This window comes from Fulvivirga ulvae (genome assembly GCF_021389975.1).
Lineage (GTDB): Bacteria > Bacteroidota > Bacteroidia > Cytophagales > Cyclobacteriaceae > Fulvivirga > Fulvivirga ulvae.
Map to the genome: position 1 here is coordinate 6,469,365 of NZ_CP089981.1, position 18,579 is coordinate 6,487,943.

At 41.0% G+C, this 18,579-nt stretch carries 7 protein-coding genes; 1 reads left to right on the top strand and 6 read right to left on the bottom strand.

The window, feature by feature from the left end; all coding sequences use genetic code 11:
* Nucleotides 1–7: 7 nt before the first annotated feature.
* From LVD17_RS26755 to LVD17_RS26780, 6 genes are all read right to left on the bottom strand, one after another.
* Nucleotides 8–9,106, bottom strand: coding sequence for a non-ribosomal peptide synthetase (locus LVD17_RS26755; protein WP_233763187.1), 9,099 nt, complete (start codon nt 9,104–9,106; stop codon nt 8–10).
* Nucleotides 9,107–9,157: 51 nt separating this feature from the next.
* Nucleotides 9,158–10,768 carry an MBL fold metallo-hydrolase gene (locus LVD17_RS26760; protein WP_233763190.1) on the bottom strand — a complete coding sequence of 537 codons (1,611 nt, stop codon included), beginning with the start codon at nt 10,766–10,768 and terminating at the stop codon, nt 9,158–9,160.
* The gene (locus tag LVD17_RS26765) at nt 10,761–11,480 is read right to left on the bottom strand and encodes a thioesterase II family protein (RefSeq protein WP_233763192.1); all 720 of its coding nucleotides are present in this window, start codon (nt 11,478–11,480) and stop codon (nt 10,761–10,763) included. Before LVD17_RS26765 ends, LVD17_RS26760 begins: the two co-directional genes overlap by 8 nt.
* 43 nt (nt 11,481–11,523) lie before the next feature.
* Nucleotides 11,524–13,164 carry an ATP-binding cassette domain-containing protein gene (locus LVD17_RS26770; protein ID WP_233763194.1) on the bottom strand — a complete coding sequence of 547 codons (1,641 nt, stop codon included), beginning with the start codon at nt 13,162–13,164 and terminating at the stop codon, nt 11,524–11,526.
* A 22-nt stretch (nt 13,165–13,186) separates the two neighbouring features.
* A complete protein-coding gene (locus LVD17_RS26775) occupies nt 13,187–16,246 on the bottom strand; it encodes a non-ribosomal peptide synthetase (protein ID WP_233763197.1) in 3,060 nt (1,019 codons plus the stop codon).
* A gap of 774 nt (nt 16,247–17,020) precedes the next feature.
* Nucleotides 17,021–18,013 carry an AraC family transcriptional regulator gene (locus LVD17_RS26780; RefSeq protein WP_233763199.1) on the bottom strand — a complete coding sequence of 331 codons (993 nt, stop codon included), beginning with the start codon at nt 18,011–18,013 and terminating at the stop codon, nt 17,021–17,023.
* A gap of 129 nt (nt 18,014–18,142) precedes the next feature.
* Between LVD17_RS26780 and LVD17_RS26785 the strand changes: the two genes are divergently transcribed.
* Nucleotides 18,143–18,520, top strand: coding sequence for a hypothetical protein (locus tag LVD17_RS26785; protein WP_233763201.1), 378 nt, complete (start codon nt 18,143–18,145; stop codon nt 18,518–18,520).
* Nucleotides 18,521–18,579 lie beyond the last annotated feature (59 nt).

The following is an 18,579-nucleotide window of genomic DNA, read 5'->3' on the forward strand; positions in this document are numbered from 1 at the left end:
AATTTCATTATCTGTTAAAACCGGTTAGCATCTGGTGGGCTTCCTGTGCCCCCATCATCTTCATGGATTTTATAGGTTTGTCAATATCAGCTACTACTGATGTAAGCAGTGTTTTATAGTGGTCAAACATTCTTTTGATAGTATCTGGGTAGAACAGGTCTGAGCAATACTCCACTCTGAACTCTATTCCCTCAGGCTTATCTCTCAGGTCGTAAGTGATATCAAATTTGGATGTCACATTAGCTGCCACCTCGCTTGTAAGGGATAGGTCCGCAAGCTTCAGATCAGGTACGTCTGGAGTGTTTTGCAAAACAAACATGGTCTGGATCAAAGGATTACCGACACTTTTCCGCTTTCCAACTACTGTCTCTATCACTTTTTCAAAAGGGGCATCCTGATATTCATAGGCTTTCAAAGTGCTGTCCTTAACACGTTCCATGTAGTCTCTGAAAGTCAGCGTTTTCTCCAGTTGAGTCCGTATTACTATAGCATTTACAAAGAAGCCTATCAGTGGCTCTACCTCTTTTCTTGTTCTGTTGGCTATGGCCACGCCAATGGCCAGATCAGTTTCTCTGGTATATTTGTGCATCATGACTTTGAATACACTCAGCATAGTCATAAAGAGAGTTGCCCCCTGCTCCAGAGATACTCTCTTCAATTGCTCACTTAATTCCTTATCCAAGTAGAAATATTGAGTATCTCCACGAGTACTTTGAACGGTAGGCCTTGGCATATCGGTTGGCAGGTATATAGGCTTTAGACCGTGTAATTGCTCTTTCCAATATCCCAGGAGGTCATCCAGATACTCCCCTTTAAAGTACCTGTTCTGCCAAATTGAATAGTCTGCATATTGTATCGGCAGGTTAGGTAAATCAACAGGTTGCCCGCTATAGCCACTGTCATATATCTTCACCAGTTCATCTACAAAGATTCCTATAGACCAGCCATCGAAAGCGATATGATGAAAAACTACAACAAGTGTATGATCCTCAGCACCTCTTTTCATAATATCCGCTCGCACCATAAAATCATGGGCCAGGTCAAACGGAACATTCACCTGCTTATTGATGAACTCTTCATATTCCTCCCGGGTTTGCTCTCCGCTGATCTCGGAAGTACTGATCGTCCAGTCTTCGCTATTCAGAAAATGCTGTCCGACTTCCTCCTCTTCTCTGAATACTGTTCTTAGTACACTGTGCCTTTCAATAATTTGCCTAAAGGCTGATTCAAGCAGGCCGATATTCAAAGAGCCTTTGATATTGAACACCCAAGGCATATTGTACTGTACACTTCCCTGAAGGTTATCAATAAAATGCAGCCTCTCCTGCGCAAAAGATAAGGGCACAAAATCTTTATCCCGTTCGACTGAAATTGCAGGCAAATCATTATCCGAAAGATGATCTTTAATATGGGCACTGAGCTCTGCAATAGTTGGGTACATAAACAGGTCCCGAACCTTAATGTTGATATTAAGGGTGCTGCTTATAGTTGAAACCACCCTACTGGCCAGGAGTGAATGTCCTCCAAGTTCAAAGAAGTTATCATTAATGCCTATATGGCTTTTAACCAATAGCTCCTTCCATATGGTTACCAAGTCTTGTTGAAGTTTGTTTTCCGGAGCACAATATTGTGTCGGGCTTAGCTCATCTCCCGTTTTTATAGTACTTAGAAACTGTTTATCTGACTTGCCATGACGGGTAAGTGGTATTTCCTTAATGGTGATAATTTCTGCCGGAACCATATACTCAGGCAGTTGTCCCTGAAGCAGTTCTTTTACTTTTTTCTGAAGCTCCAGGTTTATATTCGCAAATAATGGCGAGCTCCATAAATCCTTCTTTTGATTTGCCCCTGAAGACATCAAACCATTATCTACATAACCCTCTATAGGGTGCACAGATAGTAGAAGATCTATTTTTAACGGGTCTTCATTTAAAAGCAACTTATAATGGTGACCTTTAGATCGCGCAGTTCTTAGCAAGTCGGCAACAAGCCGCTCCTCTTCAGATAAGAATTGCTCCAGGTATTGCTGAATATCTATTACCGTATGGATCTCGTCAGAATCAATAGCCTCTAAAAGCAGCCTTTCTTTGGTAAGCCTCGGATTAGGCACATCTTTGATCGCAAACATTGGCTGTTGGAGCACCCATTCAAGATCGCCATTTTGACTCCATTCACTCCAGTTTTGCCAGGTTGGTTTTATCTCCTCTTTCTCCTGAAGGTGAATAATAACGGTATAGCGATAAAGGTTAAGTTCATTTACCTCTTCTCCCCTTTTCCAGAATGCTTCAATAAATCGGATCTCTGGGAATCTGTCTTTCAGGCCTGCAAAATATTGTGGCGAAATACAAAGCTCTTCTTCATTCCAGACTGCCTGGTCAAGGAACCAGCAATACTCGCGCTTATCCATCCCGCCTTGATAGTTGCCCAGTGTTAGCCTTCCTTTAAACGGTTTCAAGAGTCTGTTATCACGAATATCTCCTATGATAAGCCTTCCCTGCCCATTGAGCTTTTCTATAGATTTCTCAATAACCTCGGTCAGATAGCTTTCAGTCGGGAAATATTGTATGATCGAATTCAGAATGACTGTATCAACGTTATTGACAGGCACCTCACCTACTTCATGAGCCGGGCAAACATGAAACTCATTGTTACCATATTCTCTGAGTCCCTTATCGATCCTGTTCTGTATTTGTCTAACCGATGAGCCTGAAAAGTCCGTACCGATGTAATTGTTAACTTTTCCGGCCAATGCATAAAAGATCAGTCCTGTACCTGAGCCTATTTCCATTACATTTTGAGGCTGCTCATGGAAGATGACTTCTGAAATATCATCCAGCCACTCTCTCATCTGATGCGCAGGTATGGGCTCTCCTGTAAAGCTGTCATTCCATCCGATAATGTTGAACTCTTCATCTACGGCAGAATCATTTTCTGTTTTTCCATACTCTGAGTCATACAGGTTTTTCCAACTTTCTACCTGACTTTGCTGAAGTTGGTTTTCCAGAAGTTGCACTTCCTTTTTCTCCGGTACAATGTACGACAAGATTCTATGTGCTCCTCCGGTACCTTCCACGGTCACTACACAACTATTCGATACTTCATCAAGCAGGTTTAATGTATTCTCTATCTCACCCAACTCAATACGATGGCCTCTGATCTTCACCTGGCTATCGTACCTACCTATATATTGCAGGTTGCCATCCGCTCGCCAGCGCACCAGGTCCCCGGTTTTGTATAATTGAGATGTTCCTCCCTCAAATTCATTGGCCATAAAGCGCTCTTTGGTCAACTCAGGCTTATTAAGATAGCCCATGCTCACCCCACTGCCTCCAACATATAGCTCGCCAATTACACCTACCGGAACAAGGTTAAGATTGGAGTCCAATACATAAGCAGCTCTGCCTGACAAAGGCCTGCCAATAGGGATGTTCTCCTGTTGATAGTCTGCCGGTATCTCGTAGGTCAGTGAAAACGTAGTGTTTTCAGTAGGGCCGTAACCATTGACAATGCTCAACTGAGGGTAGGTTGATTGCACTTTATAAATATGCTCTTCTGAAAGCCTCTCTCCCCCGGCCATGACCAGGTCCAGCCCTTCAAGAACATCAATCTGGGTATCAACAATGTAGTTAAACCAACTTGCGGTAAACCACATTTTGTTTACACCAAAACGTTGTATTTCCTTCTTGAGCAGCTCAATCACCAGAAGGTTATTTTCTGATGCCATGATCAGATGGCCTCCATTAAGCAGCATGCCCCAATATTCAAAGGTTGAAGCATCAAATGATGGTGCTCCTGTTGATAGGAGGACATCGTTATCAGAAAGCCTCGCATAAGACTGGTCCCTTACGAGACTGACGATGTTGTGATTACTCACCATTACCCCTTTAGGGCGGCCGGTTGTTCCTGATGTGTATATAATATTAGCCAGATGCTCAGCATCCGAATTAACACCCGGATTTTTGCTATCGCAGACTGATATTTCATCCTTTTGTTCGCTTTGATCAACTATGGTAATATCGCCGTTGTACCCTTTGAGTTTACTTTTAAAACTCTCGTCTGTAATGATGATTTTAGCCTGTATATCATCTAAAAGGAAGTGTACTCTGCCTGCCGGTAACTTGACATCAATCGGCACATAAGCTGCTCCTGATTTAAGTATGGCAATGATACCAATGATCAGGTCTGTTGAACGCTCGAGGGCAATGGCAACAGGCATCTCTTTTGAAACACCCTGATCAATCAGGTATGCACTTAATTTATTGGCCCTTTCATTGAGCTCCCGGTATGTAAGCGTTTGATCACCAAAACTCAAGGCAGGGTTTTCAGCGTATTTCTCTACATGCTCTTCAAACAGGCCTATGACAGTGCTACCCATCGCAGCAGGGTAGTTTTCTGCCTTACTAAACTGCTCTACCAATACCTTTTGCTCCGCTGCCGGTATGATATCAAGCATTCCTATAGACTGCTCTCTGTTTTCTATAATGGAAGCCAGCAGTTTTTCATAATGGCTTATAAATCGGTTGACTGTATCCTCTTTAAACAGGTCTGCACAATATCGGAACTCCAGCTTCAATTCCTCATTGATCTCCTTGAGATCAAAAACAAAATCAAAGACTGCGGTTCTGTTCTCCAAAGGAATTTCTTCAACCTCAACACCCTGCAAGTCAATTTTGGCCAGGTCCGGGGTGTTTTGCAAAGCAAACATGATATTGAAAAGCGGTGTATTATCACTGTTTCGGGAGCCGACAACTTCCTCTACCACTTTCTCAAAAGGAGTATCCTGATTAGCATACGCTTCAAGAGTTACATTTTCTATCTGTTTCAAAAATGACTTGAAGGACTGGCTTGCATCCACCTGGCTTCTCAATGCCAGTGTATTAACAAAAAAGCCAATCATATGCTCAAGTTTGCTGTGTCTCCTGCCTGCAAGCGGGATTCCTACACAAATATCATTGACTGTGGTATACTTATTAATCAAAACTTTGAAGGCCGCAATCAGCACCATGAATAACGTTACTTGCTCCTCTTTGCAAATTGTCCTTAATCCCTGAATTGTAGCCTCAGAAAAAGTGTGTTTAACAATGGCTCCCTTGTGGCTTTTGGTTTCACCTCTGGGATAGTCTGTCAGCAACATTACGGGTTCTACATCAGCCAATTGATCCTTCCAGTAATTCAACTGCCCCTCTATTTCTTTGGATAAAAGCTCTCTCTGCCACCAGGCGTAATCTGCATACTGCACTTCCAGATCTTCACTTTCCAGAGGTAGCCCTTTTGCCATGCTATTATAGATACGCATCAGTTCATCCAACATTACAGAGAGTGACCATCCATCGGAAGCGATGTGGTGCATAACCACAACCAATATATATTTTGATGTTTCCTGTCTGATGAGTGTGGCTCTGAGCATATAATCACCAGACAGATCAAAGGGCTCATCAATTAATGATCGTACGCTTTCCTCTACAGGCTGGTCGGCTGGTTGTATATTTATGGCAAGGCTCCATGCTGTTTCGTCCATCACTTGCTGATAGCCAACACCTTCTACTTCGGTAATTTTGGTCCGAAGTACTTCATGCCTCTTAAGAATACTTTTGAATGCATACTCAAGTATTTCCGTATCAAGGCCCTCTCCCAACTGGAATACCGCGGGCATGTGGTATTGAACACTGCCGTGGAGTTTATGAATAAACCATAACCGTTCCTGCGCATATGACAATGGCATTTTGTCCTGACGCTCTACTGCCTGAATATCCGACAACACTGTTTTCTTCTCACTACCCTTGATCAATTGGGCTATTGAAGCAATTGTCGGCGACAGAAAAATATCTTTAACGCTAATTTCTACCTGCAATTCATTCCTCAGGGATGAAGCCATTCTGGTCACGAGTAATGAGTGTCCGCCTAACTCGAAAAAGTTGTCATAAACACCAATATTCTCCTTATTAAGAAGTCTCTCCCATATGTTTAGGATTCCGGCTTCAGTCTCGTTACGAGGCGATGTAACTGTTTTTGTGTCCTCTGTTTCCTTAATTGAGTTTAAAAGTACCGCTTTGTCTATTTTGCCATTAGTGGTTAAGGGCATTTCTTCTACAACATGAACAGCAGCTGGTAACATATAGCCTGGCAGCTTCCTTCCCAGATAACTTAGGGTACCATCCTTACTGTAGCCATCAGTAACCACTGCAAACCCATGAAGCGCCCGGGTATCCGGGTCATCTTCCTTCAAAAGCACAACTGCCTGGGACACACCAGGAGCATCATTTAAAACGCCCTCAATTTCGCCTATCTCAATGCGATACCCTCTTATTTTGACCTGATTATCAGCACGACCAATGTATTCAATGTCTCCGCTATGCAGCCTTCTGCCCAGATCTCCTGATTTGTATAGTCTACCGTCTCCAAAAGGGTTATCTACAAATCGTTCAAGAGTTAAGGCTTCGCGGTTTAGATATCCCCTGCCCACGCCGTAGCCTCCTACATAAATCTCTCCTACAACTCCATCCGGCACAAAATTCATATTCTTATTCAGAATATAAATAGAGGTAGTAGGTATAGCTCGACCAATATTGCTGCTATGTGACAGTGTGTCTTCCTGCGTAAGTTTTTTGAAGGTTACATGAACAGTGGTTTCGGTAATGCCATACATGTTTACCAATGAACAATCAGGGTACTGCTTACTCCAACCCTTCAACCTTTGCGGGTCTAATGCTTCCCCACCAAAAATTACATATCTTACTTTAAGCCCTCCAGGATGTTGTAGTTCGTTCTCCTGAAGAGAATAAAATGCAGATGGCGTTTGATTGAGAATCGTAACTTGTTCCTCTCTCAACAGTTTAAGAAACAGTACCGGGTCAAGTGTTTGTTCTTTGTTCACTATAACCAGCTTCCCGCCAGTTAGTAAAGCACCAAATATCTCCCAAACGGAAAAGTCAAATGCAGTAGAATGAAACAGGGTCCAACTATCTTTTTCATTAAAGTCAAACAAGGGTTTATCGACCTGTATCAGCCTTACTACATTAACATGTTCTATCAATACTCCCTTAGGCTTACCTGTTGACCCTGAAGTATAAATAACATAAGCCAGAGTGTCCGGACCACTAATATTCGCCAGTGGTTCATTAGTGTATTGTTGACCATTGAAACTATCCACTTCAATGACCTGACATCGATCTGGTTTAAATAAGTCTTTCGTACCCGAAGCAGCTAAAACCAAAGTGGCTTTAGTATCTTCAAGTATATAATCTATTCTATCTGAAGGGTAGGTCGGGTTTATGGGCACATACCCTCCTCCTGCTTTTAAAATGGCAAGAATGCTGATGATAAACTCAGCAGAGCTCTCCATGCAAACGGGTACGAGTTGTTCTGACTTTAATCCGTTTTCCAGCAAATACCTTCCCAGCTGACTGGATTTTTCATCCAAATCGCTGTATGTTAATTCCCTGCCCTGATCGCTAATGGCAATATGTTGAGGGTAAGCCTGCACTTGCCTATAGAACAGATCAATAATGGTACAACCCTCAGGATAACCTGACCGAGAATACCCTTGCTCCACCAGGTGTGCGGTGGTAGCATCATCAATTATAGTTAACTGATCTAATGTTTTGCTATCATCGCTGAGTACCTCTTTCAACAATGTAAGAAAGCTCTCAACTATACTTGCAGCAGTCTCTTGCTTGTACAGATCTTTATTATAGATCAGCCGAAGCTCTATTTCTTCGTCGTTTTCGAAAACGTTAAATTCCAGATCAAAACGAGCTGTATGGTGAGTGCTCTCCACCTGCTGCAAAGCCATACCTCCAAGATCCATCTCGCCATTGGCAAGTTTACTCTGCATTACAAATATGATCTGAAAAAGAGGATTTCTGCTTACATCACGCTGACCGCCAAATGCCTCCACTATTTTCTCCAAAGGTAAATCCCGGTTCTCCAAAGCATTGGTCATCGTTTGGCGAACCTTCATTAACAGGGCACTGAAGTTATCGGAACCGTCTAACTGAGTACGTATAGGTAGCGTATTGACAAAAAAGCCTATGAGTTTGTCAAGACCTTTCCGGTTTCTTATATCAATTGGGCTTCCAACACATACATCACCATTATCTGTATACCTGTATATCAAAGCTTTGAATACAGCCAGCATCATGGTTGATGCTGTCACCTGTTGATTACGACAGTAGGATACTACAGCATTGAATGTATCATGTGAAAGTGTATGTTTTTCAACGGCACCATTGACATTTTGCATAGAAGACCGTGCAAAGTCAGTTGGAAACTCAAGCGGAGCGAGTCCGGTTAGGTTTTCTTTCCAAAACTGCAGCTGTCCTTCAAAGGCTTCCTCCTCAACACTACGGTTTTGCCATATGGCAAAATCAGCATACTGAGCTTCCGGTACTGGCATAATACCAGGATCAGCACTGGTGTAATGCTGGTAAAAACTTTGAAGTTCCTGAACCAAAATAGAAGCAGAAAGCCCATCAAAAACCATATGGTGAACGATGACCATAAGCCTGAAGCTCGTAGGTGCCCTCTCAATAAGTACCGCTCTTATCAGCCAGTCATCATACAAATTGATTGGCTTTGATAACTGATCTTCAATAAAGGCGTCTAAGTCCTGCCCTTTGGCAACTATCTCATCTTCATTATAATGCTCAAGGGCCCATTCACTGATGGGCCTGAGCTCTTGTCTACAGGTTTCACCGTCTTCAACTATGGCTGTCCGCAATACCTCATGCCTGGCAATAATTTGTTCAAAAGACTTGTCTAATGCACCCTGATCAAGTGTTCCGTTAATATCAAACAACCAGTGCATGTAGTAATGTCTGCTCCCCTGCAACTGGTCTATGAACCACAGACTCTTTTGAGCAAATGACAGTGGAACAGGAAGCCCAGGCTCCCTATCCACTTGAAACAATGCATTATCTTCTTTTTCTCTTTCTCTCAAGTAAGCCGTGACCTCGTCAAGACTGGACTTTATCCGATCTACAAGCTGACGATCAACATTTACTTCTTTAGGCACTCTGAGCCTAAGCTTACCCTGATCAAAAAAGAATTTAAATCCGTTGTCTTCTGCTTCGTTTACTAAGCTGGCAACTGGGGTATTTTTATTCATATGACGATGGATATCCTGCTTTTAATGCTAAAATTCTATTTCAACAACGATTTAAAATACCATTTCACGTTCGTAGAGAAGTTCCTTTTCTCCATATAATCTCTCTGCCGTTTTACCCTGTTCCTGACATATCTTTACCATTCTGTCAGACTGTATGATAGGGTTAGATTCAGCAGTATAGCTGGTACTGGTTATAAACTCGATCCATGGCTCTTGTCCCATAGCGTATACATAAACTTCCGATGGATTAAAGATGTCGACCACTGACATACCTCTCTGGCAATCTGAACCCGACAGACGTCTGGTATTATCCTGATCTCTTGGCAGTTTACTGGTAAGTAAGGGTCCGTATAGCCAGGTAAGCGGCGCACCATCGCACTCCATACCGAGGAACATCACATCAATATCTCCTACCTGCTTGTGAATGTGCTCATAAAGTTTGGCCTCCATTATACGGGAGTCCGCGAGGAACATCAATTTAAACTCTCCAATTTGAACGAGGTAGCAAAGCTTACAGTTAATATTCATATCACTATGTTCTCCGGTGAATGGAACCCCGGTTACTGTAATATCTTCGTAGTCTACCGTGCCCATTTCATCAAGCTCAACAACGTCTTCGAAACCAATTTTCTTAAACATCAGCCCAAGCTCAGGGTCTTCGAGCTTTCCTCCTCTTGTTTTAGGTACTATGAGCTTACCTATTTTGTGTCTTAGAGGAAGCAACGTTTCAAAGAGGATATGATCCTGATGGTTATGGGTGATGATCACATAGTCAATAAAATCAGGAAGGTCTGCATCAGAAAAGTGCTCTACATCCGAGTGGTATCCGTAATAGCTAATCAAAGGATCTACCAAAATGCTGATCTCTTTTGTTTCAATCAGTATACAGGCGTGCCCGAAGTAACGCATTCTGATTTTATCACCATCATATTTCTGATAAGTAGGGTGTGCCTCTTCAGAGAAGAAAGTCTCAAATAACGCCTCCTGCTCAGGCTTGATGTTCAGTAATTTTTTGATCTCATCCAGGTCTCCTCCGTTTCTCTTCATCTTCGCCAGTTCGTCGATAGCCTTATTAGCAAAAGGTGTCTCAAGGTGAAGTATGTTTTCGTCATCAAGTCTTGGAGTACTTAAGCAAAACGGACGGTGGTCGTTGTTAGTGATCCATAAGGCCAGGCTTTGAGCTGAATCATCATAAAACTCACTGTTATACAACAGGGATTCGAAGAACCTGAAACCAGGGTTTCCATATCGGTCATAGTACAACTCCACATAACCTTTCAAAATATCGGGAACTCTCTCATACAGTGACTCCAATCCGTAACCTTTCGCTTCCTCATTTAACATTTTGTCCAGCTCTGCCACGGCATTTCTGAAAGCGATCATGTTGCTTCTTTTCTCCTCTGTCTCCTGCTTGAGTTTCTTTACATCCTCGATTCTACTTTCAGGTATGTCCATAAACGGACCTCCAAGTAATTTAGGATTACCTATTGCCTCGGCATGCAGCTCAGGAGCAGCCATATAAGATTCTATAATTTCGAGATGTCGCCCTACGATATTCATTGCCGCTGTTGCCGGAGATATCAGATGACTCCAGGCATACCACCTGTCCACAAGTGGTTCGAATACAACATTGGGCTTCAAATACACTTTTTTCTTATCCATAATAATTAGTTGATTGTTTTGTCGATACTCTTTCTCTTATTGTATTAATAATTGTGCTTACATGATCAAAAATGAAGAAATGATGTCCCTCCATTTTCATATATTCTACCGGAAAAACTGTTTCATCGTCCCATAACTTTACTTCCTGCTCATCGAAAGGCTCACGAGTTCCATTCATCACCGTAATAGGAATGTTTAAGGGTTGTCTTTTTTTATAGGCATAGCTTTCCACTGCTTTAAAATCTGCTCTAATGATCGGTTCATAAAAATCAAAGAATTCATCATTATTAAGGATCTCCTCAGGCATACCGTTAAGGTCTTTGAGAATTTTTAAAAGCTCGTCTTTGGGTAAGTTAGCCCAGTTTCGCACGGTCCTGCTGAAAGCTGCCGGGCCTGTTGCACCGCTAACAAAGAGATGGGTGGGCTGTGGTAATCCTGCGTTCATCAGGAAATGCACCAATTCAAAACCTACTGTAGCTCCCATACTGTGCCCATAAACTACATAGTCTTCATTACCTATAAGAGCCTTTGCCTGAGATAGAAGATTATGCGCAATTGCAACGGTCTCTGAAAGGAGTGGCTCTCTCATCCTGCCTCCACGGCCAGGATAGTCGAGCGTTACAACATCTATATCTTCACAGTGATAGTCTTCAAACACCTTAAACGAATATTTACTACCGCCGGCAAAAGGAAGGCAAATAACCTTTGTCATTTTTTAAGTACTGTTAATTTTCTAAATAATTTATTCGTAAGAATCAGCAGTCATAACTCAACTCCTGATTCCTGATATCTTCGGCAACACTACCATTCTTAAACCTGATGATCCTGTCAGCTTTGGCATAGTGCTCATCATCGTGGGTAATAGCTAGAAGCATCCTTCCGCTCGATTTGATATCATAGATCCATTGACTGTAAAATTCATTCTTATTAAAAGGGTCCTGTTCAGCTGCCCATTCATCAAGGATCACCATTGATTTATCTTCAAGCAAACTAAGGATCAGCGCTGTTCTCTTTTGCTGACCTTTCGACAGGTTAACATCTATCTTGTTACTGTCAACTTTAAAAACCTTCTCCAGGTTTTTTTTCTTCACTAACCTCTGGAGTTCTGTATTGGCTTCGCTTAGATCATGCTCGTCATAGTTATGTCTGAATAGGTGATGGTCTGAAAAAATAACAGACATATTGTTACAAAACTGAGCATACTGCTGCCAGTCAATTTCATTGTCATCGATAAATATCCTGCCGCTATCAGGTCGGTACAGGCCTGTTAGGATATTAATGAAGGTGGTTTTGCCACTTCCATTTCCTCCTGTAATAAAGGTTATCTCATTTCTATTCAGTGTTAGCTCCGGTATTTGCAGCGTAAATGCACCCTGTTCGTTATCTCCATACTGATATGAGATATTTTCAAATCGTATGGTTTGGAAGCTGTCGTGAACTGTTTTTTCAAATATCGGTTTAGCGTCGACAATAAGCAGTTTTTCAATTCTGTTAATCCTGTTGATGGCAATTTTAAAACGGTTATAGCTGGGAATAAAGGTCATAACCTTGGCCAAAGGTGCAATCAGAAAGATAATGGTAGTAACCAGGGTGGTCACCTGAATAATGCTTATACCTAATAACCAGGGCAATATAAATATCACAACACCCAAGAGTACAAACCAGCTATATGTACCAAAAAGCTCATTTATAGCATATTTTTGATACAGTTTGGTCTTAATTTGCTTCGTATCATTTCTGTTCTTAAGCAGATGTTTATTGTAAATGGTGTTGTTTCTTGTGCCTGAGATCTTAATCTGCCTGAATGCCATCAAAAACTCCCTGAGGTGACCGTAGTATTCATCCTGAAGATCCCTTACCTGCTCCATTTTTTGAGCGTTCTTACTATCGTTTACTACATATATTACCAGGAAAAGGATCATTAAAATGAATAAAAACACTCCACTCATCGGAGAAGTGAAGAAGATATAGACCAGTGCGCACACAATGGTGATCACAGCTGTAAATACATTGATAATGGATCCTGGTATGTTACTCACAATTTGTGTATCAGCAAAAGCAGAATATAACTTCTCATAGCCAAGCTTCTCAAAAGACGCATAGGTGGCCTTCCTTACTTTTTGAATGATAGAAAGCTCCATTTCACACATAATTTCGTTGGTGATACCTACTAATGACCTTTGGAAGTACGCAGAAGCAACAAAAGAAACGACCAAGAGCCCAACAAATGAGGCTATATAATTCACATTAAAATGCTCACCTGTATATTGTTGCCTGATTATATCATTGATCAAAATCAACAGGCCAATATTGGCAATACTGCTGATGATACTAACTACATAGACAATGGCATAAAAATACCGTGACCTTGATTTAAATAAATCCAGTAATTTCATTTACGTTTCTCGTATTTTTCAGCTAATCGAGATCTATATACTCAAAATGCTGATCTTCATATTGTGTTATAAATTGAGCTAACCCCTTTATGGTTGGGTGTGAATAGATTTGGTTTAAGCTGACATTCAACTCCAAAACCTCATTAAGTTTATTCAACACCATAGTAGCTACTAATGAATTGCCTCCGATATGAAAGAAATTGTCAGTAGTACTGATATCCTTCGTATGAAGGAACTCTTCCCATACATCCTTTATCAATTGTTCATTTTTGGTAGATGGATGATGTCTTACCCTGGACTCTGCTACCTTATTTTTTAAATAATACTCCTTCAGCTTTTTCTTATCCGTTTTCCCTTGTATTGTTAAAGGTATCTCACCTAATTCTATATAATGTGAGGGAATCATATGCTCCGGTAGATGCTGTTCTAAAAATGTCCTTAAGGTTTCAACATCCAGTTTGGCCTCATTTATCAAAGTATAATAGCAAACCAAGGCCTTCCTTTCAGCCTCATGCGTATGGTCTACCACTACTTCTTTAACAGGGCCATACGATTTGATCGTATCAATGATCTCGTTAGCATCAACTCTCATACCACGTATCTTCAGTTGATTATCTGATCTACCGGTATACTCAATCTCCCCATTTTTGTTAAGCTTTCCGATGTCTCCTGTTTTGTAAAGTACAGTTCCTGGCTGAAAAGGATTTTCAACGAAACTTGCTCTGGTTGCTTCAGAGTTATTTATATACCCTTGGGCCAAGCCAACACCTTCAATATAAATATCGCCCTCTACTCCTATGGGCTGCCTGTTCATATACTTATCCAAAATGTAAACGCTGGTATTGGCAATCGGTCTTCCTATCGGAATGATCGATCCGGCAGGCACTACTTTATGGTATGTACAACAAATGGTAGCCTCGGTAGGCCCATAAGTATTGTAGACTTTTATCCCCTTTTGAAGATATACTTTGATATGATCCGGATGTAATACATCTCCGCCACTGATAACTGTCCTCAAGCTTGAAAAATCAGGTTTTTCTCCCAGCATTTTTAGTACCAGTGGTGTGGAACTCAAAACAGTTATCTTTTCCTTTTCAATGGTTCTTTTCATGAGCAGCACATCTCTTCTCTCTTCAAGAATATGCACTCTGCCTCCGGTAATAAGTATAGGGAAAATTTCTTCTACCGAAGTATCAAAACTTACAGACGCTTGTTGTAAAACCACGTCATCCGGCATTAAAGAATAGAACCTCTTGAAGTACTGGATATAATTTGCGACCGCTTTATGATGCACAGCCACACCTTTTGGATTTCCTGTAGAACCAGAAGTATGCAAAATATAACAAATATCTTCCGGGTCATACTGCATTTGTGGTAATTCCGGAGCTTCCGGTCGTCCGACAATAATGTCCTGCAGGTTCACGGTATTCACACCCTCTACCTCCACCCTAGTTACATCATTGACTAACAATAAATTACATCCAATATTTTTAAAGAACCTTTTAGATCTCTGTGCTGGGTTATCCGGTTCAACAGGAGTGTAAGTCACTCTTGACATCATACAACCTATCATTCCAATAACCATCATTTCATTTCTGGGCAACACCAATCCCACTACACTCCCCTTTTCCACAAACTCAGATAAATAAGATGCTAATTTTAAAGCCTGTTTATTAACCTGTGCATAGGTAAAAGTATGGGTATCGGTACTTATCGCTGCTCTATTGGGGTAGGTCTCAACTGTTTTCTGCCATAGCGGAATAAAATGATCATCACCCCACTCAATAACCGGTCCCTGACAAGACCTATCTATGGTTAAATATTCCTCACTGCCGATTAGTTGAACCTCTTTGCTTGGACGAGTATTCTCAGCCAACAGTTCATCTATTAAAACAGCAACACCCGATGATGCTGACCGGATATCATCTTCTGAAAGATATTCACTGTTATAAACAAATTTGATATCCAGACCTTCATTGTTATAATCTCTGATATAGACTGACAGAGGATCATTTTCAGCCTCGTTGCCCAAGGCAAAGGCCTTACTTTCAACATCTCCCAGTTTCTGACTAAACTCAAACTGCTCATAGGACACTCTCAAATGATACAGAGGGGAATGACTACTTACCCCCAGGTCCATCACCAGATTACCAAACTGATACTGCTGATGCTTCAATGCTCCAAAAACCTTGCTTTTAATCCATGAAATGGTATCGAGCATACTTTGATTCGGGTCTGGTGCCAACGGCAGGCAGATTAAATTCATGAAGGCACCTGCCGTATTCTTATACTTCCTATTGGATCTGTTGGATATAGGAAGTGCAAATGTAATAGCGTCTTTACCACGCGTACGATAAAAGTACACCAGAAATAAACCTATAACGATATGAAACAATGAGACCTTGCGCGATGCTGAAAGCTCGACCAATCGGTTCTTAACCTCCTGGCTCACTGGCATGGTGAATACCCTTGAGGGTAAACCAGCTTTATTATTATACAGAGACTTCTCAAAAAGCCCCTCCGGAATGGTCTCAAATTCGTTCTTCCAAAACTCTTTATCCTGCTTGAACTTGTCGGATCCATAATAATTCTCTTCTTTAAGTGCGTAATCGCTGTACTTAAAACGAAAATGATCTGGCGTATCTTCGCTATTGTAAAATGAAGCCACCTCATTTAACAGTAGCATAAATGTCCATCCGTCCGCAATGAGGTGGTGCATTTTCGAATACCAAATGAATCTATCGGTTGATAGCCTGAAGAACAAAAACTTAAACAGATAAGTACCCTCGACATTAAAAGGGGTGGCAAAGTCTTGCTTCATAACAGATAGCGCCGACTCTTCAGGACTAAGATTGTTTGAAAAATCTATTACATCAAGTGCAAAATCCTTTGAAGCATCTCCAAGCTTATAACCCACTCCACCATTGACCTCTTTAAAAATTGCGGAATAAACTTCTTGAGATATTAATATTTTTTTAATTGCAGCTTCAAAGCGCTCGAAATCTAAGTTCCCCTTCAAAGTAACATACCCACCAATATTGTACTTATGAGGACTGGAGATACTTTGATCCAGCCAAATCAATCGTTGGGTTAGGGTAGGTTTACAGTTGACTATCATTAATGAGGCAAAACAGAAGAAACAGACACATACTTGCGATCTGCATGGTTCTTCATCTAAGTTCTAAATTGATATTATATTGACAGTTAATTATTTTCGTCTCGAATATCGACCTTTTTATTATAATTCCAAAAAAACAAATTGTCTATATCGAAATTAAATTTTGCCAGCAATAAAGAAGTTTCAAAATCTTGGAATAATCATATTTATTAAAACTTCACAACTTGTGCTCAAAATGCCTTTTGGCTTCACATGCCTTATTAAAATCTAGAACAGACTTTACTGTGTCATAAGTATAACGTAAATCAATTCTTGCCGTTTCATTGCCATGGATTAGAACACTAACTATTAACGTACATATTTTACTGAAATTATTTTAGAAGTGTCATTTTTAAACCTATAAACTTACATCCGATTCACCCCCTCCAACCAACTCCGGTACAGTATCTTTTGAGATAAAATTTGCTAAAGAAAATAAGTATCAGATTGCACTTCCTACAATAAATAGTTTTCTCGAGGGAACAGGAAAATTAGCGTTTATTCTTAAATCTATGGAGTAATAACCATATCGAAGTGTCATTTTGACCCAATAACTTACATCATCACTTATCAACAATTTTCAAATCCAAGTAAAATTCTCTAAAAGACAACTTCATTGAAAAATAATATAACAGATAAATGATTAAACAAGATTTAATATTAATTAAATTCAAAAAGCTTAAATGAATTAAACAAGCATTAAAGGCCTCCCGAAGTATAATTACTCGGCTTCTTACCCGTCCACCTTTTAAAGGCCCTTACAAAACCGCTAGGATCCTGATAACCAAGTGCGTAGGCGATTTCTTTTACCTGGTGGTCTCCTTTGTTCAGGTATTTGATGGCAAGATTTTTCCTTACTTCTTCAACAATTTCCATAAAGGTAATGCCCTCATTCTTCAGCTTTCGCTGTAAAGTTCTGGCCCCCATATTGAAATTTGAAGCAACATCGTCTAATGTGATTGTATTCAAATAGGAATTGGCCAGCAAATGGTTAAACACCTTGTCTTTCAATGGCCCTGTATAGCTATCTTCTATAAGCAAAATATCGATCTGCTTTAAAGCGTATGCCTGAAGTGCATGGTTTGCTGTAATGACAGGCAATGAAAGGTAGCCGCTGTCGAAGGTTATCTTGAATGATTGGGTAAATGTAATATTGGATGTCCGCAACACCCTTATATACTCAGGCTTATGAGCAACATCAAATGGTAGCTCAACATTTACCGGCTTTATTTTCCTGAGGATCAGTCCATCCAGCTCATGAATTACAAAGGCCAGGAGATACTCGCCCATATGCCGGTATGTGGAGGGAAATTCAGAGGCACTTTTCCCGTTTGCGATCAGTGAGATGGTGAATGTGTCAGCAGCATGGCTTACTTCAAGGGTAAAAATATCCGTGATCAGGTATATCAGCTTTCCTGCCTGTAACAACGCTTCCGCAACAGTACTGCTGGTAAGCACCACCTGCCCCACCACGCCTAAGGCAGAAAGCTGCATGGCCTCTCCAAAATGCAGACCAAATGACTGATCTCCCGAAAGTTGTGCCGCATTATGCCAGAGATCATTCATCTGAGCCGGTGAAATATCAGCATCCGGATTCTCAATACCAGAACTGCCACATAAGGCTTCTGCATCCATGTCGCGTTGAGTGGCATAAGCCAGCAGCGATCCCAGAAATTGCTTTTTAAAATCCATCTGATATCAAAGATATAAATTAATTCAAATTCCCGAACCTGACGTTTTCTGATAATCCGTTGTCGTGTATTAACAATCCAGGCTCCTGCCAAACCCTGAGATTTGTGTAAACATCAAATCAAAATCGTTATGCTAAAGTTATCTCAAGTTTTAAAAATTAACGCCCTTTCATCCGGTATCACCGGCCTTGGGCTGGTATTGTTTGCTGAAACCGCTGCAACGTTATTTGAAGTGCAACCTACAGCTCCATTTATGGCAACCGGAATTTTCCTGATGCTTTTTGCCTCCTTTGTTTATTACAATGCCGTTCAAAATCCTGTAAAAACCGCTCAGGTACGGCTGATCATTATACTGGATCGACTTTGGGTGCTGGGAAGTGTTTTGACCATTTTCCTGCTTTACTCCGTGGTGTCATTCCTGGGCATTGCACTCATTGGTGGGGTAGCTTTATGGGTACTGGCCATGGCCATTTTGCAACAGAAAGGACTTACCTTGATCCGTTCATAGTTTTCAGTTCACTGTTTAAGATTCACCGCTTACTATTCACTGTTTACTCAATACTAACT